This is a genomic window from Crossiella sp. CA-258035 (assembly GCF_030064675.1).
Taxonomy (GTDB): domain Bacteria; phylum Actinomycetota; class Actinomycetes; order Mycobacteriales; family Pseudonocardiaceae; genus Crossiella.
In genome coordinates this window covers 8,921,111-8,944,395 of record NZ_CP116413.1, presented here as the reverse complement: position 1 = coordinate 8,944,395, position 23,285 = coordinate 8,921,111, and the positions used below count along the sequence as shown (strand labels likewise).

Below are 23,285 nucleotides of genomic sequence, written 5' to 3'. Positions count from 1 at the left end.
GACCGTAATTAGTCACGCCGGTCGGTCCAAGACCATTTTCTCTGCGGCGAAAATGTGTCCAACGCCATATCCGGTAGGCATGGTCACGCTCCGTGGTCGCCGCGAGTTCGCCCGCGGCGATCACGGATTCGGAATCTCCGAAGCTTCCGTCTGGTGCATTGACGCCCCAGTGACCCCCACGCACACTGGCGCTGTGGCCCTCAAGCAGATCTCCCACGATCCGGGAGTAGGAAACGGCGTCCCGTTCGTCACCGGCACCAACGTCGCGGTCGCGGTGGTCAACGCCCTGTTGGCCGAGGGACTCTCGCCAGCCGAGATCGTCGCCCGCCACCCCAGCATCACCGTTGAGGACGTCGACGCCTGCAGCGAGTACGCCCGCAACGGCGGCCGCTGACCAAAACCAGCAACAGACAACAGAAAGGCCCGGATCTCGCGAGATCCGGGCCCACACGTATGGACCCACCCCACAATCCCAGCCACCCGACCAACCAGGGGGTCCGGGGGCCACCCCCGGCTGGGGTCTGGGGGCTCGGCCCCCAGTGTGAATGCGAAACGCCCCGGCGAGCTCAAAGCGAGCACACCGGGGCGGAAGTGGAGCGGGTGACGGGAATCGAACCCGCCTCTACAGCTTGGGAAGCTGTCGTTCTACCAATGAACTACACCCGCGTGATCGTGCGTCGTCGAGCATACAAGATGGCGGGGCGTCTGTGTCCAGTCGGGTCCGGATAGGCTGGGCTCGTGCTCCTCAGTGACAGCGACCTGCGCAAGGAGGTCGAAGCCGGTCGGCTCAACCTCGAACCGTACGACGTCGGCATGGTGCAGCCCTCCAGCATCGACGTCCGGCTCGACCGGTTCTTCCGGGTGTTCGACAACACCAAGTACACCCACATCGACCCGTCCTTGCAGCAGGACGAGCTGACCTCGCTGGTGGAGAAGGAGGACGACGAGGCCTTCGTCCTGCACCCCGGTGAGTTCGTGCTCGGCTCCACGCTGGAGCTGGTCGGCCTGCCGGACGACCTGGCCGGGCGGCTGGAGGGCAAGTCCTCGCTGGGGCGCCTCGGTCTGCTGACGCACTCCACCGCGGGGTTCATCGACCCGGGCTTCAACGGGCACATCACGCTGGAGCTGTCCAACGTGGCCAACCTGCCGATCACCCTGTGGCCGGGGATGAAGATCGGCCAACTATGCCTGTTCCGGCTCAGCTCGCCTGCCGAGCACCCGTACGGCTCGGCCGCGGCCGGCTCCCGCTACCAGGGGCAGCGCGGCCCGACGCCTTCGCGGGCATACCTCAACTTCCACCGGGGCACCACAAAGCGGTAGTCCCGTTCCCCTCTTCGGTGGAACGCCGGGCGTGGCCGGGTGGTGAAACCGCCAGGTCAGCAGCAGGGTGCGAGCTATGCGGCTGTTCCGGCTCCTGCTCGCCCTGCTCCTGGCTCTCGGCTGGCTGCTCGCGGGTGCGCCCGCGCAGGCAGGGGTGGTCGAGCCGTTCCGGCTCAACTACAACCAGGCGGTCTACGGCGACTTCCTCGAGGTCGGCAACGGCTCGCTGCGCTGTCCGACCGCGGCGGAGAACCGGCCGCAGTGGCGGGATGCCACGCCGGCCGCCTGCGCGCAGGTCGCCGAGGGCGGCCGGGTGCCGCGGGGCAGCGCGGGTGACTACAACGACGACTACTTCATGGTCCAGGCGGACGTGGACGGCGACGACACCACGTTCAACTCCTCCACCGCCAGCCTGCGCATCCCGCCTGGGGCCACGGTCGACTTCGCCCGGCTGAACTGGGCGGGCAACACCGGGACCTACGACGGCTCGCGCACCCTGATGTGCCAGAACCGCAGCTTCATCCCGGCCACCGTGCCCAGCGGCGCGGCCACCGATCCGCAGGACCAGCAGGTCAAGCTCACCGTCGGGGGCAGGGCGCGGCAGGTCAGCCCGGCCAAGTTCACCAGGGACCCGGCGGGCGGCTACGCCGGCGGCGGCCAGTACTACTCCGCCTACGCCGACGTCACCGCCGCCTTCGCCGGGGTGGCCACCGGCACGGACCTGAGCGTCACCGCGGCCAACGTGTGGGGCGTGAACGGGTTCGGCTGCATGGCCGGGTGGTCGCTGGTGGTGGTCTACAAGTACGCCGAGCGCAACCCCGACTTCGCGCCCAGCAAGCGCGAGGTCTTCGTCTACGACGGGCACGTGCGGCAGAACTCTCGGGACCCGGAGACCACGATCACCGTCACCGGGTTCCGCTCGGCCGCCTCCTCCACCCGGATCGGGGTGACCGCCTACGAGGGCGACCGCAACATCCCCGGCGACAGGTTCAAGGTCAACGGCACCGAGACGCCGGAGCCGGTCACCGGCGGCACGGACAACTTCTTCATCTCCAACGCCGACGGCCGGTCCAGCCCGGACACGGTGAACAACTGGAGCGTGGACGCCAAGACCATCAGCACCACCGCGATCCGCGCCGGCGCGACCAGCGCGAACCTGGCCTTCAGCACCAACGGTGACTCCTACCTGGCGCAGAACCTGGTGTTCTCGGTCGCGGTGCCCGAGCTGCAGATCACCAAGACCGCCGACCCCAAGGTCGCGCACGAGGGCGACCAGGTCACCTACACGATCAAGGTCACCAACCCCAGTGGCGCGACGGCCAGCAACGTGCGGGTGGCCGATCCGAAGTTCCCGGACTGCACCAGGGTGCTCGGCACCGTGGCCGGCAACCGGTCGGAGACCTTCACCTGCACCGGGACCGCGCCCGCCGACGACGTGACCAACACCGCGACGGTGACCGGCACCAGCAGCCTCGGCGACCCGCTGGAGGGCACCGCCAGCGCCACCGTGGACGTGATCCACCCGGCGATCACCCTGACCAAGGAGGCGGACAAGCCCGCCTACCGCACCGGCGACACCGTCACCTTCACGCTGACCGTGACCAACTCCGGCGACGTGCCGCTGACCAGGCTGCGGGTGGCGGATGCGAAGGTGCCCGACTGCGCCAGGAACCTGCCGGGAGTGCTCGCCCCCGGCGCGAAGCGGACCTTCACCTGCACCGCCACCGCGCCGGTGGCCGACAACGTCAACGCGGCCACGGCCAGCGGAACCGACTCGCTCGGCAAGCAGGTCGAGGGCAGCGACGAGGCCCCGGTGCCGATCGTGCGGCCGGGCATCGCGCTGACCAAGACCGCCGACCCCAGCACGATCCGCGCCGGGGACGAGACCACCTTCACCATCACGGTGACCAACACCGGCGACGCCCCGCTGAACCCGGTGCGGATCACCGACGACCGCACCCCGGCCTGCGCCCGCACCCTGTCCGGGCCGCTGGCCGCCGGCGCGAAGCAGACCTTCACCTGCACCGCGCGGCTGTCCGAGACCACCACCAACACCGCGACCGCGACCGGCAGCGACGCCTCCAGGCAGGACGTCAGCGCCACCGCGCAGGCCACCGTGACCGTGCTCAAACCCGCGCTGACCATTGAGAAGACCGCTTTCCCCAGCACGGTCCGGGCGGGCGACACGGTCACCTTCACCATCAAGGTCAGCAACTCCGGGGACAGCGAGCTGACCGAGGTCGCGGTGACCGACCCGAAGCTGGCCGCCTGCGCCCGCACCTTCGCCCGCCTGGCCGCGGGCGCCAGCGAGACCTACACCTGCTCGACCACGCTCACCGAGGACCAGGTCAACACGGCCACGGTCACCGGCAAGCCACCCGTCGGGCCGCCGGTCACCGCCACTGACGACGCTGCCGTGGACGTGGTGCACCCGGCGATCGAGGTCACCAAGACCGCGGACCCGAACGTGGTCCGGGTTGGTGACCAGGTGACCTTCACCGTGCTGGTGCGCAACACCGGGGACGCGCCGCTGACCAACGTGGTGGTCACCGATCCGGCCGCACCCGCTTGCGCGGCAACGATTCCGCTGCTGGCCGCCGGGGCGGAGCAGAAGCTGACCTGCGTGGTCACCGCGCCGCGGGAGGACTTCGCCAACACGGTCACCGCCACCGGCACCCCGCCGGTCGGGCCGCCGGTGACCGATGAGGACACCGCACGGGTGGACGTGCAGCACCCGGCGGTGGAGATCACCAAGGACGCCAAGCCCGCCCAGGTGCGGCCCGGCGAGCAGGTGACCTTCACCCTGACCGTGCGCAACACCGGCGACGTCGAGCTCACCGACGTCCGGGTGGCCGACCCGGTCGCGCCCGCCTGCGACCGCACCTTCGCCACCCTGGCCGTGGGCGCGAGCGAGACCTACACCTGCGTGCTGGCCCCGACCGCGGACGTGACCAACGTGGCCACGGTGACCGGCACGCCGCCGGTCGGCCCGCCGGTCACCGACACCGACGACGCCGTGGTCGACGTGGTGAACCCCAAGGTGGAGATCGAGAAGACCGCCGCGCCGGAGACGGTCCGGCAGGGCGACACGGTCACCTTCACCATCAAGGTCACCAACACCGGCGACGCCGCGCTGACCAAGGTCACCGTGACCGATCCGGCCACCCCGGCCTGCGCGCGCACGCTGCCGGACCTCGCGCCGGGCGCGGGCCAGACCTACACCTGCACCTACGGCGCGGGCGCGGAGGACCTGGTGAACACCGCCACGGTCACCGGCACCGACCCGACCGGCCGCGAGGTCACCGACTCCGACGACGCGACCGTGGACGTGGTGCACCCGGCCATCGAGGTCAGCAAGAGCGCGGACAAGGACACCGTGCGCGAGGGCGACCAGGTGACCTTCACGGTGACGGTGAAGAACACCGGTGACGTGCCGCTGACCAACGTGGTGGTCAGCGATCCGGCCGCACCCGACTGTGCCACCACGGTTCCGCGGCTCGCCGTGGGCGCGGAGCACCGGGTGGTCTGCACGGTGACCGCGCCGGCTGACGACTTCGTGAACACCGCGACCGGCACCGGCACGCCGCCGGTCGGACCGCCGGTGACCGATGACGGCACCGCGAAGGTGACCGTGCTGCACCCCGGCGTCAACATCGCCAAGGAGGTCCAGGGCGGCCCGTTCCGCACCGGCGACACGGTCACCTTCACCATCACGGTGACCAACACCGGCGACGCCCCGCTGACCGCGGTCACGGTGGCGGACCCGATTGCGCCGTCCTGTGCGCGCACCCTGCCGGACCTGGCCCCCGGCAAGAGCGAGAGCTACACCTGCGCGATGCCCGCGGGCGCCGAGGACGTCACCAACACCGCGTCGGTGACCGGCACCCCGCCGACCGGCCTGCCGGTGACCGACACCGACGACGCGAAGGTCGACGTGGTGCACCCCGCTGTCCAGGTGCTGAAGTCCGCGACCCCGGAGACCGTGCGGGTCGGCGACACGGTCACCTTCACCATCAAGGTCAGCAACACCGGGGACACCGAGCTGACCCAGGTCGCGGTGACCGACCCGGCGGTGCCCGCCTGCGCCCGCACCTTCGAGCGACTGGCCGCGGGGGCCAGCGAGACCTACACCTGCACCATGACCGCGACCGACGACCTGACCAACACCGTTGCGGTGACTGGGAAACCGCCGGTCGGGCCGCCGGTGACCGGCACCGACGACGCGACCGTGGACGTGGTCCACCCGGCGATCGAGGTGGGCAAGAGCGCGGACAAGCAGACCGTGCGCGCGGGCGATGAGGTCAGGTTCACGGTGACGGTGAAGAACACCGGTGACGTGCCGCTGACCAATGTGGTGATCAGCGATCCGGCCGCACCCGGTTGCGCGGCAACGGTTGCGCGGCTCGAGGTCGGCGCGGCACACACGGTCAGCTGCACGGTGACCGCGCCGGCTGACGACTTCGTGAACACCGCGACCGGCACCGGCACCCCGCCGGTGGGGCCGCCGGTGACCGATGAGTCCACCGTGCGGATCGACGTGCAGCACCCGGGCATCGAGATCACCAAGGACACCGAGGGCGGGCCGTTCCGCGCCGGTGACTCGGTGACCTTCCGGATCGTGGTGCGCAACACCGGTGACGTGCCGCTGACCAAGGTGACGGTGGCCGACGAGCTCGCGCCGGAGTGCCGCCGCACCTTCGCCACCCTGGCCCCCGGGGCCGCGGAGACCTACCCGTGCACCATGGTCGCCCCCGCTGACGACGTGCTGAACACCGCGAAGGCCACCGGCACCCCGCCGACCGGCCCCGATGTGTCCGATGTGGACGATGCGCCGGTGGATGTGGTGCATCCCGAGGTGGTCATCGAGAAGTCGGTCAGTCCCGGCACCGCGCGGCCCGGCGATCAGGTGACCTACACGATCGTCGTGCGCAACACCGGCGACGTGCCGCTCACCGACGTGCGGGTGGCCGATGACGAGCAGCCGGGCTGCGGCTTCATCCTGCCGCTGCTGCCGGCCGGCGGCACGGAGACGCGCACCTGCGCGATCACCGCGGCCCAGGACGTCACCAACACCGCGACCGTGACCGGCATCGATCCGACCGGCAGGCCGGTGACCGCGACCGACGAGGCCGTGCTGGACGTGATCGGGCCGGGCATCGAGGTGGTCAAGACCGGCCCGGCCAAGCCGTTGCTGAGCGGCCAGCAGGCCGAGTTCACCGTGCTGGTGCGCAACACCGGCGACGTGCCGCTGACCGGGGTGGTGCTCAGCGACCCGGTGGCGCCCGGCTGCTCGGTGACCGTCGGCGACCTCGCGCCTGGCCAGGCCAGCCAGCCGGTGAAGTGCACGGTCGCCATGCGGGACAAGGACATCGAGAACACGGTGACCGCCACCGGCACCGACCCGACCGGGCGGCCGGTGACCGACCAGGCGACCGCGGCGGCGGAGCTGGCCACGCCCGGCATCAACCTGACCAAGACCGCCGACCAGGACGAGGCCGCGCCGGGCCGCACGGTCACCTTCAAGCTGACCGTGCGCAACACCGGCACCGTCGACCTGGTCAACGTCACCGTGGCCGACCCCACGCTGCCCGGCTGCGACCGGCGGATCGAGCGGCTACCGGTCAACGGCAGCCAGACCTGGACCTGCACGACGGCCGCGCCCAGCGGCGGCACGCTGGTCAACACCGCCACCGCGACCGGTCAGCCGGACACCGCGCAGCCGGGCGGGCCGGTCAGCGACACCGACTCGGCCAGCGTGCGGGTGCCCGGCGGGCCAGGTCCGACGCCGCCGCGGCCGCCGCTGGCCGAGACCGGCGCGCCGACCGGGGTGTTCCTGTGGGCCGGGCTCGCGCTGCTGGCGCTCGGGGTGGTGCTGGTCGCCGGAGTGCGCCGTCAGCGGAACTGAGTCAGTCCGAGCTGCGGGACAGCAGGTCGCCGTAACGGGCGAGCACCCTGGCCCGCAGCTCGGGGTCGGCGCGCGGGACCGGCTCCAGGAAGATCTCGTCCAGCTCGGTGAACTCGGCGCGCAGGTCGGCCGAGATGCGCACGCAGGCGCGTTCCAGGTCGGCCGCGCCCAGCGCGTCGTCGAAGTCCAGGCGGGCGCACAGCAGCACCCGGTCGGTGCCGGTGACCATGGACAGGATGTCCACCACCGCCTCCACCTCCGGCGTCGCACGCAGCCGGGCGGCCACCGTGCGCACCAGCACCGGGTCGGCCTGGCGGCCGATCAGCAGGCCCAGGTTGGTGCTGCCCAGCAGGTAGGCCACCACGGCCAGCAGCGCGCCGATGGCCAGCGAGGCCACCGCGTCCCAGACCGCGGAGCCGGTCAGCTGGTGCAGCAGCACGCCGAGGAAGGCCAGCAGCAGGCCGATCAGCGCCGCGGTGTCCTCGAAGAACACCGTCTTCACCGTGGGGTCGTCGGAGTGCCGCAGGTAGGCGAGCAGGCCCCGCTGCTCGGCCTTGGCCTCGCGCCGCACCTGGCGGCTGGCCTGCACGAAGGAAACCGACTCCAGCAGGAAGGCCAGGCCGAGCACCAGGTAGGCCACCCACGGCCTGGTCTGGGTGTCATCGCCGCTGAGCAGCGTGCGAACGCCCTCGACGACCGCGAACACCGCGCCGGAGGCGAAGATGGCCACCGCGGCCATCAGCGACCAGAAGAAGCGCTCCTTGCCGTAGCCGAACGGGTGCCGCACATCGGCGGGCTTGCCGGAGCGGCGCAGCGCGGTGAGCAGCAGGCCCTCGGTGAAGGTGTCCGCGACCGAGTGCGCCGCCTCGGCCAGCAGCGCGGCCGAGCCGGTGAGTGCACCGGCGACCGCCTTCATCACGCCGATCGAGAAGTTCACGATCAGTGCCAGCACCACGGTGAGCGTGCTCTCGCCGCCCGGCTTGCTCTCGTCAGCCATCCGACCATCGTGCTCTCCAGAGTGCTTTCCGGCATGCCGGCCGCGTGCCGCCGGAGGGGTGAATCCGCTCCATGTGGACAACCCACGGCCATGATCGAACGTGTGTTGGATGGCAACATCCATCGAGCGGAACGGGGAGTTTTTCGATGAACCTGCGGCGCGGCGCCGTGGTCCTGGCCAGTGCGAGTCTGCTGACCTTGACCGGAGCGCCTGCTCTAGCCGAGGAACCAGCCCCCACCGGCACGGTCACCGGCCTGGTGTGGTTCGACCGAGACGCCGACGGCGCCGCCGAGCCCGGTGAGCCAGGGGCCGCGGACGCGGAGGTGAGCTTCTTCGACGTGCTGCGGCAGCGACCGGCGGGCAAGGCGGTCACCGACCGGGACGGCCGCTACACCTCGCCCACGCTGAAGTTCGGGCTGTACAAGGTGAGCCACCAGCGCGCCGAGTACGCCGCCACCACCAGCCCGGTCCGGTTCGCGCTGGTCTCCACCGACGGCGTGCGCCCGATCGACTTCGGCATCCGCGGCGGCACCATCACCGGCACGGTCTGGCACGACGCCGACCGGGACGGCAAGCGCGACCACGGCGAACAGCCGCTGGCCGAGGTGCCGGTGACCACCGTGAAACCGGTGACCCGGCACGCCGCCTCCGGCAAGGACGGCCGCTACACGCTGCACGACCTGCCGGCCGGCCGCTACCAGCTCAAGGCCAGCTCACTGGCCACCGCCGCCCAGCTCACCCTGACCCGCCCCGGCCGGGACAACGACTTCGCCTGGGGCAGCTACACCAGCGGTGAGCTGCGCATCCGCCCCGGCCGGACCGAGGGCGAGGTGGACGCGGGCTACGCCGAGTCCCGCTACGACGGCGCGCTCAGCATCAGCACCGACCGCGACCCGCAGACCGCCGAGGTCGGCCAGCCGGTCAAGGTCACCGTGCACCTGACCAACCGCGGCGAGACCGGCCAGCGGGTGGCGGTCTCGCTGTTCCTGCCCGAGGGCGTCCGGGTCTCCGGCGTGGCCGGTGACTGGACCGTGGTCTCCACCGGCCCGACCGTGCTGGCCAACTCCATGACGGCGGTCGAGCCCGGAGCCAAGGAACGCGCGCTGACCCTGACCGTGGTGGCCGACCAGCCGCTGACCGCGCCGCTGCACTTCCGGCAGCGCCCCGACGCGGGCGGCGACCGGGACTCCGGCAACGACGACGGCTACCTCTGGCTGGGCCGCAAGCCCTAGCTCAGACTTCCAGGTCCAGCAGTTCGGCCGGGTCGAAGGAAAGCGGGAACGGCAGGTCCGTCTCGAACTTCTGCCCGGCCAGCGCGCTGGTGTGCGGGCGGTAGGCGCCGCGGTCCAGCTTGAACAGGTGGACCGCGGCCCGCTCCTGCTCGTGGTCCACCTGGACCTCCAGGTAGAACGGGATCCCGGCGTCCGCGCACAGGGCGGGCTTGTCGATCCGGTCCCGGCGGCGGCTGGGGGAGACCACCTCGGCCACCAGCGTGGTGAGGCCGGGCGACACCCAGAGGGCCCCCTCCGCGGAGCCGTTGAGCACGGTGAGGTCCGGCTGGATCCACCGCCCAGGCGCGAACAGCAGGTTGACCGTGCCGTAGACCCGGAACGGAGTTCTGTCCGCGGCCACGGTCGCGAGGAAGATCAGTCGCGCTGCGGCGTACGAATTCTGCGAAGCCTCGTACGGGCTCATGATCAGCTTTCCGTCCAGGCACTCGTACTTGGCCGCGGGCACGTGCGGCAGTGGCAGGTAGTGCTCGGCCAGCCTCATGTCCCACATCCCGTCGAACTCGACGAGCGGGTCAAAAGGCCGTCCAACCAGTTCGGCAACCATCTGCCAGCACCTCCACGGTCAAGCGTACTGCCTCACCCGCCGCTGGGCTGCTACGACTTGTCCTGCTCAGTCGCGGGGGTGCCGCTCGGCTCGGCGTCGGTCGGGGTGTCCGCCGGCTCGTCGGCGGCCGCCGCGGGCTGGCCCCGCCGGACCGCGCTGAGCAGCAGCTGGGACACGTCCACCACCTCGACCGAGGCGCCCTGGCCCTCGTTCTGGCGCTGGGTGACGCCGTCGGTGAGCATCACCCGGCAGAACGGGCAGCCGGTGGCGATCTTGGTCGGCGCGGTGCCCAGTGCCTCGTCCACCCGGTCCACGTTGATCCGCTTGCCGATCCGCTCCTCCATCCACATCCGGGCGCCGCCGGCGCCGCAGCACATGGAGCGGTCGCCGTGCCGCGGCATCTCGCGGAAGGCGGCGCCGGTGGCGCCGATCAGCTCGCGCGGCGGGGAGTAGACCTGGTTGTGGCGGCCCAGGTAGCAGGGGTCGTGGTAGGTGACGTCCTCGGCCAGCGGGGCGACCGGGACCAGGCGGCGCTCCCGGACCAGGCGGTTGAGCAGCTGGGTGTGGTGCACGACCTCGAACTCGCCGCCCAGCTGCGGGTACTCGTTGGCCAGCGAGTTGAAGCAGTGCGCGCAGGTGGCCACGATCTTGCGCTTGCCCTTGGGACGGCCCTCGAAGACCGAGTTGAGCACCTCGACGTTCTGCTGGGCCAGCATCTGGAACAGGAACTCGTTGCCCGCGCGCCGGGCCGGGTCGCCGGTGCAGGTCTCCTCCGGGCCGAGCACGGTGTACTTCACGTCGGCCAGGTGCAGCAGCTCGGCCACCGCGCGGGTGGTCTTCTTCGCCCGGTCCTCGAACGCGCCCGCGCAGCCGACCCAGAACAGGTACTCGGTGTCGCCCAACTCGCCGTCGAAGACCGGCACCTCGAAGTCCAGGCCCTCGGTCCAGGCCAGCCGGTCCTTGGCGTTCTGGCCCCAGGGGTTGCCCTTGTTCTCCAGGTTCTTGAACATCCCGCCCAGCTCGCTCGGGAAGTTCGACTCGATCAGCACCTGGTACCGGCGCATGTCCACGATGTGGTCCACGTGCTCGATGTCCACCGGGCACTGCTCGACGCAGGCGCCGCAGGTGGTGCAGGACCACAGCACCTCGGGGTCGATGATGCCCAGCTCGTCCGGGCCGCCGATCAGCGGGCGCTCGGCCTCGGCCAGCGCCAGCACGTCGATCTTGGCCAGCCGGGCCTCGGCGTCGTCACCGGTGATGCCCACCTCGTCGCCAGCCATGTCCTTGCGGCCGCCGGCCAGCAGGTACGGGGCCTTGGCGTAGGCGTGGTCGCGCAGCGCCGTGATCATCAGCTTGGGCGAGAGCGGCTTGCCGGTGTTCCAGGCGGGGCACTGGGACTGGCAGCGCCCGCACTCGGTGCAGGTGGTGAAGTCCAGCCAGCCCTTCCAGGAGAAGTCCTCGACCTTGCCGGCGCCGAAGACGTCCTTCTCCGGGTCGGCCTCCTCGAAGTCCAGCGGCTTGCCGCCGCTCATCATCGGCTTGGCCGCGCCCAGCGCCACGCCGCCGTCGGCCTCGCGCTTGAAGTAGATGTTGAAGAAGGCGGTGAACCGGTGCCAGGCCACGCCCATGTTCAGGTTGCGCGCGATGGTGATCGCCCAGGTGGCGGAGATGAGGATCTTCAGCATCGCGAAGATGGAGACCATGATCGGCGCGCTGGGCAGGACCGCGCCGAGCGCGTGCGTGATCGGGGTGGCCCAGACCGGGTAGTGGAACAGCCCGCTGGAGGCCTTGAACGCGCGGATGGCGAAGATGCAGATGCCCACGCTGAGGATGACGCCCTCGACGAAGTAGGCCTGCCAGAAGTTGGAGCCCTGGAAGCGGGACTGGCGGTCCGCGCGGCGCGGGTGGTTGCGCTGGCGGATGGTGATCAGCACCAGGATGCCGACCACCGTGGTCAGCCCGATCAGCTCGACGAACAGGCCCCACGGCGCCCAGCCGCCGATGATCGGCAGCTCGTAGGCCGGGTCGAAGACCTCGCCGTGCGCCTCCACCAGGGTCAGCACCAGCGAGCCGAAGCCGACCATGACGAACCAGTGCGCCGCGCCGACCACGCCCCACTTGAGCATCCTGGTGTGCCCGAGGATCTCCACCAGCATGTTCTTCAACCGGCCGCCCAGCGGCCCGTTGCGGGTCGGGTCGGGCTGGCCCAGCCGGACCGTGCGCACCATCTGGACCACGGCCCTGGTCAGCAGCACGACCCAGGCGAGGGTTGCGGCCAGAGAAATCAGGCCCAACACGATATGCACAGCACCCATGCTCGGCAGCCCTCCCAGGAAATAGCGGCGTCGGTATTCCTGCCGTGCCCGGGAGACTACGCCATATTACTCACCAGTAACCACCTGGCGTGTCCGGTGTCGCACCGGTTGGCGTCAGTTGACCGAGATCAGCAGTTCGGACAGATTCTCGACCAAGCGCCCGGTGTCCGCTGGGGCGACCGTCGTGTACTGGCCGATCGCGCGCACCGAGTAGCGGCCCTCCACGTTGTCCACCACCGAAACCACGTGCTCAGCGCGGTTGCGCTCGCCCCAGTGGTCCCAGCCGGTGGCGCCGAACTGCCCGCCGCGCAACCGCTCCGCGCTCACCGTCTGGGCCAGCGCGCGGGCCGGTCCCGGCGGCATGCCGCCCAGCTCGAGCTCGTGCGCGAAGGCGTCGTAGGACTTGCCAGCGCGGGCGGCGGCGTACTGGAGCAGGTCGTTGGGCACGGTGATCTGGTCGCCGTGGCCGGGCGGGTGCTCGGGCAGCAGCTCGACGGCGGCCTCCGGCATGGTGGTCGGGCCGATCTCGGAGATGCGCACCTGGTTGTCCATCACGCTGCCGCAGGCCACGAACTCGCCGCTGCCGGTGACCATGGCGCGCAGCGAGCGCTCCCGGTCCAGGTTGAACCGCAGGTCGATCGCGGTGCGCGGCCGGGCGAACTGGTGCAGCAGGTCCGTGTACCAGGAGTTGAGCTGGCCTGGCCAGCCGAGGCCCTTGTCCGCCAGCCCGATCCAGGCGGTCCGGCGGATCTGCTCGGCCTCCTCGTCGGTGGCCGGGTCCGGCACGACGTCGAGCACCAGCGGCCGGGCCCCCGGCGCGAGGTCCTCCCAGCTCACGAAAAACTCCATGGGCGTGAGCACGACCGCCGACATGGCCTTCCTTCCCTGTGTCGCACCAGGTTCAGGCCGCCAACGGTACCCCCGATCGGGCGGCGTCGGCCGGACAACGCGCTAATCCGTGCCTGCGCGGTTGCGGAACCTTCGAAGTCCGAGCACCAGGCCGAGCACCAGCAGCCCGCCGCCGAGGGTGACCGCCACCGCCACCGGGTGCCCGCCGGTCTTCAGCTTGGCGGTCAGCCCCGGCCGGCCACCGGCCTCGGTGCTGTCCTGGCTGGGCACGACCAGGCCGCCGACCTCGTAGCGCACGCCGGCCTCGGCCGAGTCCACCCTGGTCACGGTCTGCCGCGCGGTGATCGAGCGGGCGCCGGGCTTGAGGTCGGTGCTGGGCCGCAGCCGCCACTGGCCGTCCGCGCCGACCGTGGTCGAGCCGACCGGCGCGCCGTCCACCGACACGGTCACCAGCGCCTTGGGCTTGCCCATGCCGCCGATCTCCGGCCGGGGCAGGTCGGCGCGCTCGCCCGGCGCAGGTGCGGTGATGACCGGCGGGGTGGGCATCACGGTGAAGTTGCCGACCGCTTCCGGGGACTCCTGCCCGCCGACGCGCTGCTTCAGCACCAGCTGGTGGCCGCCCAGGCACAGCTTCTCCGGCAGGGTGAGCCGCCAGCGGCCCTCGCGGTCGGCGGTGACCAGCTGCGGGGGCTTGGTGTCCAGCCGCACGCTCACCTCGGCGCCGGGCCGGGCGGTGCCGTGCACCTCGGGCTCGGTGTCGGTGCCCCGGCTGCCGTCCAGCGGGCCGAGCAGCGCGGGCGCGCGCAGGCGTGGTTCGTCCGGGTCCAGGTAGGCGGCCAGCCGGTCGCCGTTGGCATCGCGCGGGCTGCCGCGGCCGGGGGCCAGCTCGTCCACGTCGCGCACCCCGTCGGCGTCCGCGTCGCCCTCGGTGGTCAGCAGCCGCAGCTCGCCGCCGAAGCTGGGCAGCACGTCCGAGGTCAGCGACTCGCCGAGGGCCAGTGAGGTCAGTCCGCCAGGTCCGGGCACCGGGCGGCAGCGACCGGCCGCCGAGCCCAGGTGCGCGGCCGAGGTCCAGCCCAGCGCCGCGCCACCGGCCAGCAGCGCGCCGCCGCCGTCCACGCACAGCCCGTGCACCTCGAACCCGCGCAGCGCCATCCCGCCGGTCTCGCCGAGCCGCCACACCGAGCGGGGCGCGAACACGGTGCCGCAGGAGTAGCCGCCGCGACCGGCCGCGCACACCTGGGCGCCGGGGATCACCGCGCTGAGCGACTCGACCCGCAGCGCGCCACCGGGTCCGGCCACCTCGGGCACCGGGGTGGCGTGCTGGTCGGCGGCCCGGATCGAGGCCAGGTCGTCGCCGGGTCCGTCGCCGTCCAGCGAGGCCAGGGTGAACCGGTCCGCCGAGCCGAGCGGCGCACAGTGCGCGGGGCCGAGGGAGACCACCCGGCCCGCCCGGTCCAGCGCGTTGAGCCCGTAGCCGCAGCCCTGGGCGCGCACCGCGGGCGGCTGCGGCGGGAGGTCGGTGTGCTCGGCCCGCACGGTCAGCGCGGTCCTGGGCAGCGCGGTGGCCAGCTTGCGCCCGGCGGGGGAGTCGGCCAGCAGCAGCCGCAGGGTCCCGGCGCGCACGTCGGGGGTGATGCCGAAGACCGCGGCCCGCTCGGCCGGCGGCAGTCCGGCCGACCAGCGGGCCAGCGCGTCCACGCCCTGGTCCATGGCCTCCGCGCTGCCCGGCCGCACCTGCGCGCCGGCCCCGGTGATCCGGACCCGGTCCGCGGCCGCCTCGTCGGTCACCGCGACCCGCAGCCGCCGGTGGCCCGGCTCGAACCAGGCGCCGCCGAAGGAGGAGCCCAGCTCACCGCGCAGCCGCTCGGCGGCGGCCGCGGCCTGCCGGGCCGCGCGGCCGTTGGCCAGGTAGGTCACCGGCTCCAGGCCGAGGTCCCGGCGCAGCGCGTCCTTGAGGCCCTGCGGCAGCGCCTCGGCGTGCGCGGCGAGCAGCGCCTGCTCACCGGGCTGTTGCGCGGCCCAAGCGGGCGCCACACCCAGCACGAGCAGGCAGGCGGCACCAGCCAACCCGAGCGCCCTGCGCATCCCGCACCTTCTTCGCCACCACACGAACCCGCCCGCGACAACGGGACGTGGCCAAACGCTAGCCGCCCGAAGGGGCAGTTCCGCCGGTCGCTGCCGGGTTCGTTATGAAGGTCGCGGTACGGCAAAGAAACGGGCGGCCGTCCCGTAGGACGACCGCCCGTTCTGTGCTGTGTGACTGGTTTGGTCAGGACTCCGCGCCGGCCTTGCGGCGGCGGAAGAACACCAGCAGCGCGACGCCACCGGCCACGGCCACGCCGCCGCCGATCAGCATCGGCAGCACGTTGTCCACACCGGTCTTGGCCAGGCCGCCGTTGCCGCCGCCGTTACCGGCCGGGCTGGTGGTCGGCGGGACCGCCGCGCCACCCTTGGTCAGCTCGTAGGCCACGGTGTCCGCGTCGGAGTCCACCTTGTCGATGGTCTGCTTGGCGGAGATGGTGTGCTTGCCCTTGGCCAGGTCGGCGGCCGGGGTGACGCTCCACTTGCCGTCGGCGCCCACGGTGGCCTCGCCCAGCTTCACGTCACCGGCGGTCACCGTGACGACAGCCCCGGCGGTGCCGGTGCCCGCGACGGTCGGCCGCGCGTTCTCGCTCTTGGCGCCTTCCTTCGGCTCGGTGATGACCGGGGCCGAGGGGACGACGGTGAAGGTGGACTTGACCTCGCGGGAGGTGAGGTCGCCCGCCTTCTGCTTCAGGGTGATCTCGTGACCGCCGTAGGCCAGGTCGGTGGTGATGGCCTCGGTCCACTTGCCGCTCGCGTCGGCCTTCAGCTCCTTGGTCTGACCCTTGTAGGTCAGCGACACGGTGGCGTTGGGCTTGGCGGTGCCGGTCAGCACCGGCTTGCGCTCGGTGATCCGGGACTTGTCGGCCGGGCTGGTCAGCTTCGGCGCGGACAGGTTCGGCTCGTCGGCGTCGCGGTAGGCGGCGACCCCGTTGTTGTTGGTGTCCTTGATCTTGGTGATGTCGGCGTTGAGCTCGTTGATGTCGAGCACGCCGTCCTCGTCCTCGTCACCGTTGGCGGTCAGCACGGTCAGCTGCGCGTCACCCTTGTAGTCGGGCAGGATGTCGCGCTGCACCAGCTCGGCGTAGGAGCGGTCCTTCGGCTGGCCCGCGGTGGGGCACTTGTCGCCGGGGTTGGCCGCGCCACCGGAGGTGATGCCCAGTGCCTTGGAGCCCAGGACCACGGCGCCGCCGGAGTCGCCGGGGATGCTGCACGCGTCGTGCTGGAACAGCGAGAGCAGGTGCCCACCGATCTTGACCGACACGTCGGTGTTGACCACGTTGCCGCACTGCCAGCCGGTGGTGCGGCCGGACTTGCAGATCTCCTGACCCTGGATCGGGTCGGTCAGGCCGTCCAGCTTCAGGCCGCCGCCGTTGTAGCGGTTGACCTCCGGCAGCAGCTTCTGCGCGCCGTTGGTCACCTTGATGGTGGCCGAGTCGTCGCCGTTGGCGTCGTTGTCGAAGCGCACGTTCTCGCCGAGGCCGATGGCCTCGCCGACCGGGTTGCCGGCGCCCTTGACCTCGACGTTGACCTTGCGGCCGTCGAAGCCGTCGAAGCAGTGCCCGGCGGTGATGATCTGGCCGCGGCCCAGCTTGTCAACGGCGTTGAAGCCGAGGGAGCACAGCCGCAGGCTGGAACCCGTGCCGGAGACGGTGTAGCCGTCGCCGCCGCGGATGTCCTTCTCCGGCTGGAGCTCCTCTTCCTTGTGCCCGACCTCGACCTGGACGTTCACCTTGGGCAGCTCGGCAGCCAGCGCCTTGCCGGCCTCCGAGGTGGACAGGGTGACGCCCAGCTTGCCGTCCTTGGTGTCCACCGCGACGGCCTGGAACGCGTTGCGCTTGTCGCCGGTCAGCGACTTCGCCCACTTGCTGATGGTGTCCGCGGCGCGGTCGAGCGCGGCCGCGGAGACCCCGCGCTGGTGCACCTCGCCACCGGCGGCCCGCACCTTGGCGGCCACCGCGGCGTCGGTCACCGCGACGTGCAGCTTCTTGCTGTTCTTGTCGAACCACGCGCCGCCGAACTTCTCGCCCAGCTCCTTGCGCAGCTTGCTGCCCGCCAGCGCGGCCTTGTCCGCGGCCCGTGCAGTGGCCACGTACTCCTTGGCGTCCTTGCCCAGGTCCCGGCGGATCGCTTCCTTCAGCTCGGCCGGCATGGACTGCACGACCGCATCCGCGGTGACCTCGGTCGGCTGCGCGGGCGCGGCGCCGGTGCCGAGCGCGGTGCCCAGAACCAGGACACCACCCACGGTCATCGCAGCGCCGAACCTCCGGCGCAGGCTTGCCTTACTCATCGAGCTCCTTCCCCAGAACCCACCGTGCCCCGATTGGGTTACCTCGGATGGGTGACGCAGGGAAGCTAGCTCTAGTTCCCCCTAGTGAGGGGAGAGTTTGTGAAAAAAGGTGCGAACTTCGTTACGGGGATTTGACCTGCCAGGCGGGGTCGCCGAAGCCCGCGGCCAGCTCGTCCGGCCTGCCGGCGCCGCCGAAGTAGTCGCCACAGGCCAGGTCCGCCCCGGCGGCGAGCCAGAATTCTGCCTGCTCAGCGGTGGTGACACCGTCCACGATCACGCTGACGCCCGCCTGGTGCGCCAGCCTCGGCAGCTGCCGCAGCGCCTCGGTCACCGGCGAACCCGGCACCAGTTCCCGGCCGACCAGCTCCCGGTTCACCCTGACGAAGTCCACGGCCAGATCGGTCACCGCGGCCAGGTTGGCGGTGCCCGGACCGAAGTCCCGCAGCGCCGTGCGCACGCCCAGGTCGGTGAGCGTGCGCAGGTTGTCCCTTGACTCTCCGTGATCGGCAGCCAGGGCCGGCGCCGGCAGCTCCAGCAGCAGCCGCGCGGCCGGGAAGCCGGTCTGCTCCAGCACGCCGAGCAACCTGGTCACCAGGTCCGGATCGGCCGCCTGGTGCGCGGTCAGGTTCAGCGTCAGCAGCAGCTCGCGGCCCAGCCGCTGCCGCCACCAGGCGACCTGCGCACAGCTCGCGCGCAGCAGCCACTCGCCCAGCTGCGGCATCAGCCCGGTGCGCTCGGCCAGCTCCCGGCACTGCCGGTCCGGCAGCGGCCCGAACTCCGCGTGCTCCCAGCACACCAGCGCCTCGACCCCGGCCACGGTGCCCTCGGCCAGCCGCACCAGCGGCTGGTACCGCGCCTCCACCGAGCCGTTCTCGAACGCGCCGGGCATGGTCGCGGCCAGCGCGTCGCGCTGCCGGTCCAGCCGCTCGTGCTCGGGGTGGAACAGCTCCCACTGCCCGCCGCCGCCGGCCTTGGCCCTGCGCAGCGCCTGCCGGGCGCCGCGCAGCACGTCCTCCGGCGTGCGCTCCGGCGAAGGCAGGTGCACCACGCCGACACTGGCCGTCGGCGCGGTGCCATGACCATCCACATAGGACGGTTCGGCCAGCTCGCGCCGGATCGCGTGCACCAGGCTCACCAGCTCGGGCGTGGTCGGCGAGTTCTCCAGCAGCACCGCGAACTCGGCCCCGTCGAAGCGGGCCACCATCGCCTTCTGCCCGGCCAGCACCGACTTGAGCCGCTGCGCCGCGACCACCAGCAGCTGCTCGGCCGCGCGCTCGCCGAGGCCGTCCCGCACCACCGCGTAGCCGTCCAGGTCCAGGTGCAGCAACGTCACGCCGTAGCGCCGATCCGCTTGGCGCAGCACGATTTCCAGCTGGGTGCCGAAGAACTGGCGGTTGGGCAGCCCGGTCAGCACGTCGTGCAGCGACTGGCGGCTGAGCTCGTTCTGCAGCAGCGCCAGCTCGGTGCCGTCCTCGACCACCGTGACGAAGTGGTCCGGCGCCTCGTCCGCGCCGCGCAGCAGCGAGGCGGTCAGCGAGACCATCGCGTGGTCGCCGTCGCGGCGCAGCAACCGCTGGGACTGCTTGATCCTGGCCAGCCTGCCCTCCCGCAGCGCGGCGTAGTCCTCGCGCAGCGCGGGCGCCCGCTCGGGATCGACCAGGTCGAACAGGTTGCCCTCGGTCAGCTCGGCAGGCGAGTAGCCGAGGATCGCGCCGGCCGAGGCGTTCACCGTGACCAGCTCGCCGTCCAGACCGGTGATCAGGATGCCGCTGGCCGAGGAGGTGGCGACCTCCTCGAACCTGGCCTCCGCGGCCCGCAGGTTCCACTTGGCGTCGCGGACCGCCTTGAGCAGCGAACGCTGCATGCTCTCCTGCTGCGCCAGGGTGGCCTGCTGCGCCGCGCCGACGAAGCCGACGGCCAGCGCGCCGAGGACCTGGACCACGCGCTCGGCCGGCGCGCCGCCCTCGGGGAACTCGGGCAGGGCCAGCAGGCCCGGACCCAGGACGTCCATGGTGGTCGCGAGCGCCCGGTCGTCGGCGCAGTTCAGCTCGACCAGCCGGGCGCCTGCCGCGGCCGCGGGCCCGGTGTCCGCCGGATCGCTGTGCACCGCCGCGCACATCTGGTCCAGCAGCTCGATCAGCTCAGCCTCGAAGTCGGCGTGCACCAGCGGCACGTAGTTGGCCTCGGCCAGCACGTAGGCCCATTTGCGCGCGAGCGTGCGGCGCTTCCGCCGCCAGTCCTCCGGCGGCGGGAGCGGCTCTGCCTGGAGGCTGAGATCCGGCATCGGCTCAGCTCTTCCTGGCGACGCCGACGTAGAGGTAGGCGTTGCTCGACGGGTCGGCGACGTCCCCCGGCCCGTCGGCCCGCCAGTTCGCGCAGCCGACCAGCCCCGGCTCGACCAGCTCGAAGTCACCGAACATGGCCAGGATCTGCTCGTAGGAGCGCGGCGTGACCTGGTCCGCGCTGCGCGAGGAGCGGATGGCGTCGCCGAGGTCCTCGAGGTCCTGCTTCTGCTCGTCGTGGGTGGCGTGGCTCAGCGCCAGGTAGCTGCCGGGCGCGAGCAGGTCGCGGTAGCCGCCCACCAGCTCGGCCGGTGCGGACTCCTCCGGCAGCCAGTGCAGCATCAGCATGAACAGCAGACCGACCGGCTGCTCGAAGTCGATCAGCTGCCGGACCGCGGTGCTGCCGACGATCGAGTCCAGGTCGCGCATGTCCGCGTGCACCACGCCGGTGCCGGGCACGGTCTCCAGCATCAGCTCGCTGTGCGCGACCGCGACCGGGTCGCGGTCCACGTAGACCACCCGGCAGGCCGGGTCGACCTGCTGCGCGATCTCGTGCACATTGCCCACGGTCGGGATGCCGGAGCCGATGTCCAGGAACTGCCGCACGCCCTGCGCCATCAGGTAGCGGACCACCCTGGCCATGAAGGCGCGGTTGAGCCGGGCGACCCGGCGCAGGCTGGGCGCGATGCGCTTGAGGGTCTCGGCGGTGTCGCGGTCCACCGCGAAGTTGTGGCTGCCACCGAGCACGTAGTCATAGACCCTGGCCATGCTCGGCGTCGTTATGTCGACGCCGGCCGGGACCCAGTCCTGCGTCCGCGTCACGGAGAAAACACCTCGATTCGTAGCGGCGCACAGCATAGCCAGATTTCCACCCACTCGGTTGGGTACTGTTGCCTGCGCCCGAATGGGCCCTAGTGTGGCCACCTCCCCATTACCGGCGCAAGGAGTGCGAATGCCCGTCCGGGTGGCACCCGGTCGGTGGCCGTTACTCGGGCACACACCGGCCTTGCTGCGCAAAAAGTTCCGGTTCACTGCGGAACTGCGTGATCACGGCGATATTGTCAAGCTGTATTTAGGACCACTCCAGGCTTATTTCATCACAAGTCCTGAACTGGTCCATCGCGTACTGGTAACGGACGGCGCGAGTTTCGGAAAAGGCGCCATGTTCGACAAGTTCCGGCCGTACATGGGCAACGGCCTGGCGATGTCGGACGGCGCGTTCCACCGGCGGCAGCGCAAGCTCATGCTGCCCGCCTTCCGGCAGAGCCGGATCGAGCACTACGCCGGGAACATGGTGCGGGCCGCCACCGCGCTGACCAGCTCCTGGCGGCCGGGCGAGGTCCGCGGGATCGACGCCGACATGCAGGGCCTGGCGGTGACCATCGTCGGCGCCGCGCTGTTCTCCACCGAGCTGGGCGGCACCGCGGTCGAGGAGGCCCGCCGGTCCATCCCGGTGATCGTCAAACAGGGCATCATCCGCTCGCTGTCGCCCTCCTTCGTCGAGCACCTGCCGATCCCGGGCAACAAGGCCTTCGACGCCGCGATCCTGCGCATGCGCGAGGTCGTGACCAGGGTCATCGACAGCTGGGACGGCGTCGACCACGGCGACCTGCTGTCCCTGCTGCTGCTGGCCAGGGATGCCGACACCGGCGAGGGCATGACCGAGCAACAGGTCTTCGACGAGGTCATCAACCTGCTCACGGCGGGCATCGAGACCAGCGCGCTGGCGCTCGGCTGGGCCTTCCACGAGCTGGGCCGCAACCCCGAGGTCGAAGCGCGGCTGCACGCCGAGGTGGACCAGGTGCTGGCCGGCCGCCAGGTCACCTTCGCCGACCTGCCCCGGCTGGAGTACGCCAGGCGGGTGGCCACCGAGGCGCTGCGGAAGTCCTCGCTCTGGCTGCTGATGCGGCGGGCCAACCGCGAGCTCGAGCTCGGCGGCCTGCGCCTGCGGCCGGGCGATGAGGTCATCGTCAGCCCCTACACCATGCATTTCGACTCCCGGTCCTTCCCGGACCCGGAAAGGTTCGACCCGGACCGCTGGTCGCCGGAACGGACGGCCGCGCTGCCCGACGGCGCGTTCATCCCGTTCGGCGCCGGTATCCGGCAGTGCATCGGAAACACTTTCGCGATGACCGAGCTGCTGATCGCGATCGCGACGGTGGCCGCGCGCTGGCGACTCGTTCCGGTGTCAGATCGGCCGGTACGGGTGAAGTTCACCAACGCTCCGTACCCGAGCGCGCTGCCGATGACGGCAGTCCCACGGAATTAGTTGTTCCGCGAATCATCTATTTGGAGGTTCTTCCCGTGCGTTTGTTCTGGCGCCGGATCGGTGCCGCCACCGCGGCCTGCCTGGGATTGAGCGCCCTGATCGCGCCGATCCCGGCCGGGGCCGCCGAGGCGACCTGCCGGGACCTGTCCATCCCGGTCTCCCTGCTCGACCTGCCCCTGCTCGGCCTGGACCAGACCATGTACGGCCGGCTGTGCGTCCCGGCCGGTGGCAGCCGCACCGTGCAGGTGCTGGTGCCCGGCGGCACCTACAACAGCTCCTACTGGGACATCTCGCACTCGCCGGAGACCCGCTCCTACCGGCGGGTGCAGAACAAGGCCGGGTTCGCCACGCTCGCGCTGGACCGGCTCGGCACCGGCCGCAGCTCCAAGCCGCTGAGCGCGCTGCTGACCGCCTTCACCCAGGCCAACGCGGTCAACCACGTGGTCAAGGCGATGAAGTCCGGTTCGCTGGGCCCGAGGTTCAGCAAGGTCATCCTCGGCGGGCACTCGCTGGGCTCGGCGGTCTCGGTGATCGTCGCGGCCAGCCACCGCAACGTGGACGGCGTGCTGATCGCCGGTCAGCTGCACCGGCTGAACCTGACCGGCATCGTGCCCACGCTGACCACGCTGACCCCGGTGCTGCTGGAGCCGAAGCTCGGGCACCTCGACCCGACCTCGCTGACCACCGCGGCCGGGCTGCGCTACACCGCCTTCCACCGCGGCGGCCCGCTGGACGAGGCCGCGATCGCCCACGACGAGGCGAACAAGGACGGGCTGGCCGCCGGTGAGGCGGTCGACGGCATCCTGCTCGGCACCCTGCTGCCGCTGAGCAGGCAGATCACCGTGCCGGTGCTGCTGGCCATGGGCGGGGACGACCAGGTGTTCTGCGGCGGCCTGCTGGGCAGCGACTGCTCGTCGGCGGAGGCGCTGAAGCGGTTCGAGGCGCCCAACTTCGCGCCCGCCGCCCGGCTGCGCACGTTCGTGCTGCCCGATTACGGGCACTCCTTCAACTACGCGCCGAACGCACCCGAGTTCTTCCAGGCCACCGCGAGGTGGGCTGAGGAGATGGTCGGTCGCTAGACCGGCCCTGGGGACGGCCGTTCCCGCCCGGACGGCCGTCCCCGGAACAAACCGCGCT

14 protein-coding genes and 1 tRNA gene are annotated in these 23,285 nt (G+C 71.5%); 6 read left to right on the top strand and 9 right to left on the bottom strand.

Annotated elements, in window-relative coordinates; all coding sequences use genetic code 11:
- The first annotated feature begins 193 nt into the window (after positions 1-193).
- Positions 194-394: a DUF433 domain-containing protein gene (locus N8J89_RS40660; RefSeq protein ID WP_283662167.1), complete on the top strand. Its 201-nt coding sequence runs from the start codon at positions 194-196 to the stop codon at positions 392-394.
- 198 nt (positions 395-592) lie between these two features.
- Here N8J89_RS40660 and N8J89_RS40655 read toward each other — a convergent pair.
- A tRNA-Gly gene (locus tag N8J89_RS40655) sits at positions 593-666 on the bottom strand.
- A 72-nt stretch (positions 667-738) separates the two neighbouring features.
- Between N8J89_RS40655 and dcd the strand changes: the two genes are divergently transcribed.
- Both dcd and N8J89_RS40645 read left to right on the top strand, forming a co-directional pair.
- Complete coding sequence (dcd, locus tag N8J89_RS40650; RefSeq protein ID WP_252483742.1) at positions 739-1,320, top strand: dCTP deaminase; 582 nt, start codon at positions 739-741, stop codon at positions 1,318-1,320.
- A gap of 76 nt (positions 1,321-1,396) precedes the next feature.
- Positions 1,397-7,225 carry a CLIPPER-2 domain-containing protein gene (locus N8J89_RS40645; protein ID WP_283662166.1) on the top strand — a complete coding sequence of 1,943 codons (5,829 nt, stop codon included), beginning with the start codon at positions 1,397-1,399 and terminating at the stop codon, positions 7,223-7,225.
- Position 7,226: 1 nt separating this feature from the next.
- Here the strand turns inward: N8J89_RS40645 and N8J89_RS40640 are convergent, their stop codons facing one another.
- Positions 7,227-8,222: a cation diffusion facilitator family transporter gene (locus tag N8J89_RS40640; protein ID WP_283662165.1), complete on the bottom strand. Its 996-nt coding sequence runs from the start codon at positions 8,220-8,222 to the stop codon at positions 7,227-7,229.
- Positions 8,223-8,368: 146 nt separating this feature from the next.
- Between N8J89_RS40640 and N8J89_RS40635 the strand changes: the two genes are divergently transcribed.
- A complete protein-coding gene (locus N8J89_RS40635; RefSeq protein ID WP_283662164.1) occupies positions 8,369-9,454 on the top strand; it encodes an SdrD B-like domain-containing protein in 1,086 nt (361 codons plus the stop codon).
- Between the two features lies 1 nt (position 9,455).
- Here the strand turns inward: N8J89_RS40635 and N8J89_RS40630 are convergent, their stop codons facing one another.
- The 7 genes from N8J89_RS40630 to N8J89_RS40600 all read right to left on the bottom strand — a co-directional run bounded on the left by N8J89_RS40630 (position 9,456) and on the right by N8J89_RS40600 (position 20,701).
- The gene (locus N8J89_RS40630) at positions 9,456-10,058 is read right to left on the bottom strand and encodes a Uma2 family endonuclease (RefSeq protein ID WP_283662163.1); all 603 of its coding nucleotides are present in this window, start codon (positions 10,056-10,058) and stop codon (positions 9,456-9,458) included.
- 50 nt (positions 10,059-10,108) lie between these two features.
- Complete coding sequence (locus tag N8J89_RS40625) at positions 10,109-12,373, bottom strand: (Fe-S)-binding protein (protein WP_283662162.1); 2,265 nt, start codon at positions 12,371-12,373, stop codon at positions 10,109-10,111.
- Positions 12,374-12,487: 114 nt separating this feature from the next.
- On the bottom strand, positions 12,488-13,222 hold the full coding sequence (locus N8J89_RS40620; RefSeq protein ID WP_283662161.1) for an ESX secretion-associated protein EspG: 735 nt from the start codon (positions 13,220-13,222) through the stop codon (positions 12,488-12,490).
- 102 nt (positions 13,223-13,324) lie between these two features.
- Entirely contained in the window at positions 13,325-15,310 is a 1,986-nt protein-coding gene (locus N8J89_RS40615; protein WP_283662160.1) for a hypothetical protein, read from the bottom strand.
- 184 nt (positions 15,311-15,494) lie between these two features.
- A complete protein-coding gene (locus N8J89_RS40610; RefSeq protein ID WP_283662159.1) occupies positions 15,495-17,597 on the bottom strand; it encodes a S1 family peptidase in 2,103 nt (700 codons plus the stop codon).
- A gap of 121 nt (positions 17,598-17,718) precedes the next feature.
- Complete coding sequence (locus tag N8J89_RS40605) at positions 17,719-19,881, bottom strand: putative bifunctional diguanylate cyclase/phosphodiesterase (protein WP_283662158.1); 2,163 nt, start codon at positions 19,879-19,881, stop codon at positions 17,719-17,721.
- Positions 19,882-19,885: 4 nt separating this feature from the next.
- Positions 19,886-20,701: an SAM-dependent methyltransferase gene (locus N8J89_RS40600; RefSeq protein ID WP_283662157.1), complete on the bottom strand. Its 816-nt coding sequence runs from the start codon at positions 20,699-20,701 to the stop codon at positions 19,886-19,888.
- A gap of 130 nt (positions 20,702-20,831) precedes the next feature.
- On the opposite strand from N8J89_RS40600, the gene N8J89_RS40595 reads away from it, so the two are divergent.
- Both N8J89_RS40595 and N8J89_RS40590 read left to right on the top strand, forming a co-directional pair.
- Positions 20,832-22,148, top strand: coding sequence for a cytochrome P450 (locus N8J89_RS40595; RefSeq protein ID WP_283662156.1), 1,317 nt, complete (start codon positions 20,832-20,834; stop codon positions 22,146-22,148).
- Positions 22,149-22,183: 35 nt separating this feature from the next.
- Positions 22,184-23,227 carry an alpha/beta hydrolase gene (locus tag N8J89_RS40590; protein ID WP_283662155.1) on the top strand — a complete coding sequence of 348 codons (1,044 nt, stop codon included), beginning with the start codon at positions 22,184-22,186 and terminating at the stop codon, positions 23,225-23,227.
- The last annotated feature ends 58 nt before the right edge of the window (positions 23,228-23,285 follow it).

What these genes read in the sequence shown, in the direction of transcription:
- N8J89_RS40645 (WP_283662166.1), top strand. Translation starts at nt 1,397, where the DNA reads ATGCGGCTGTTCCGGCTCCTGCTCGCCCTGCTCCTGGCTCTCGGCTGG.
- N8J89_RS40640 (WP_283662165.1), bottom strand. Translation starts at nt 8,222, where the DNA reads ATGGCTGACGAGAGCAAGCCGGGCGGCGAGAGCACGCTCACCGTGGTG.
- N8J89_RS40635 (WP_283662164.1), top strand. Translation starts at nt 8,369, where the DNA reads ATGAACCTGCGGCGCGGCGCCGTGGTCCTGGCCAGTGCGAGTCTGCTG.
- N8J89_RS40630 (WP_283662163.1), bottom strand. Translation starts at nt 10,058, where the DNA reads ATGGTTGCCGAACTGGTTGGACGGCCTTTTGACCCGCTCGTCGAGTTC.
- N8J89_RS40625 (WP_283662162.1), bottom strand. Translation starts at nt 12,373, where the DNA reads ATGGGTGCTGTGCATATCGTGTTGGGCCTGATTTCTCTGGCCGCAACC.
- N8J89_RS40620 (WP_283662161.1), bottom strand. Translation starts at nt 13,222, where the DNA reads ATGGAGTTTTTCGTGAGCTGGGAGGACCTCGCGCCGGGGGCCCGGCCG.
- N8J89_RS40615 (WP_283662160.1), bottom strand. Translation starts at nt 15,310, where the DNA reads ATGCGCAGGGCGCTCGGGTTGGCTGGTGCCGCCTGCCTGCTCGTGCTG.
- N8J89_RS40610 (WP_283662159.1), bottom strand. Translation starts at nt 17,597, where the DNA reads ATGAGTAAGGCAAGCCTGCGCCGGAGGTTCGGCGCTGCGATGACCGTG.
- N8J89_RS40605 (WP_283662158.1), bottom strand. Translation starts at nt 19,881, where the DNA reads ATGCCGGATCTCAGCCTCCAGGCAGAGCCGCTCCCGCCGCCGGAGGAC.
- N8J89_RS40595 (WP_283662156.1), top strand. Translation starts at nt 20,832, where the DNA reads ATGCCCGTCCGGGTGGCACCCGGTCGGTGGCCGTTACTCGGGCACACA.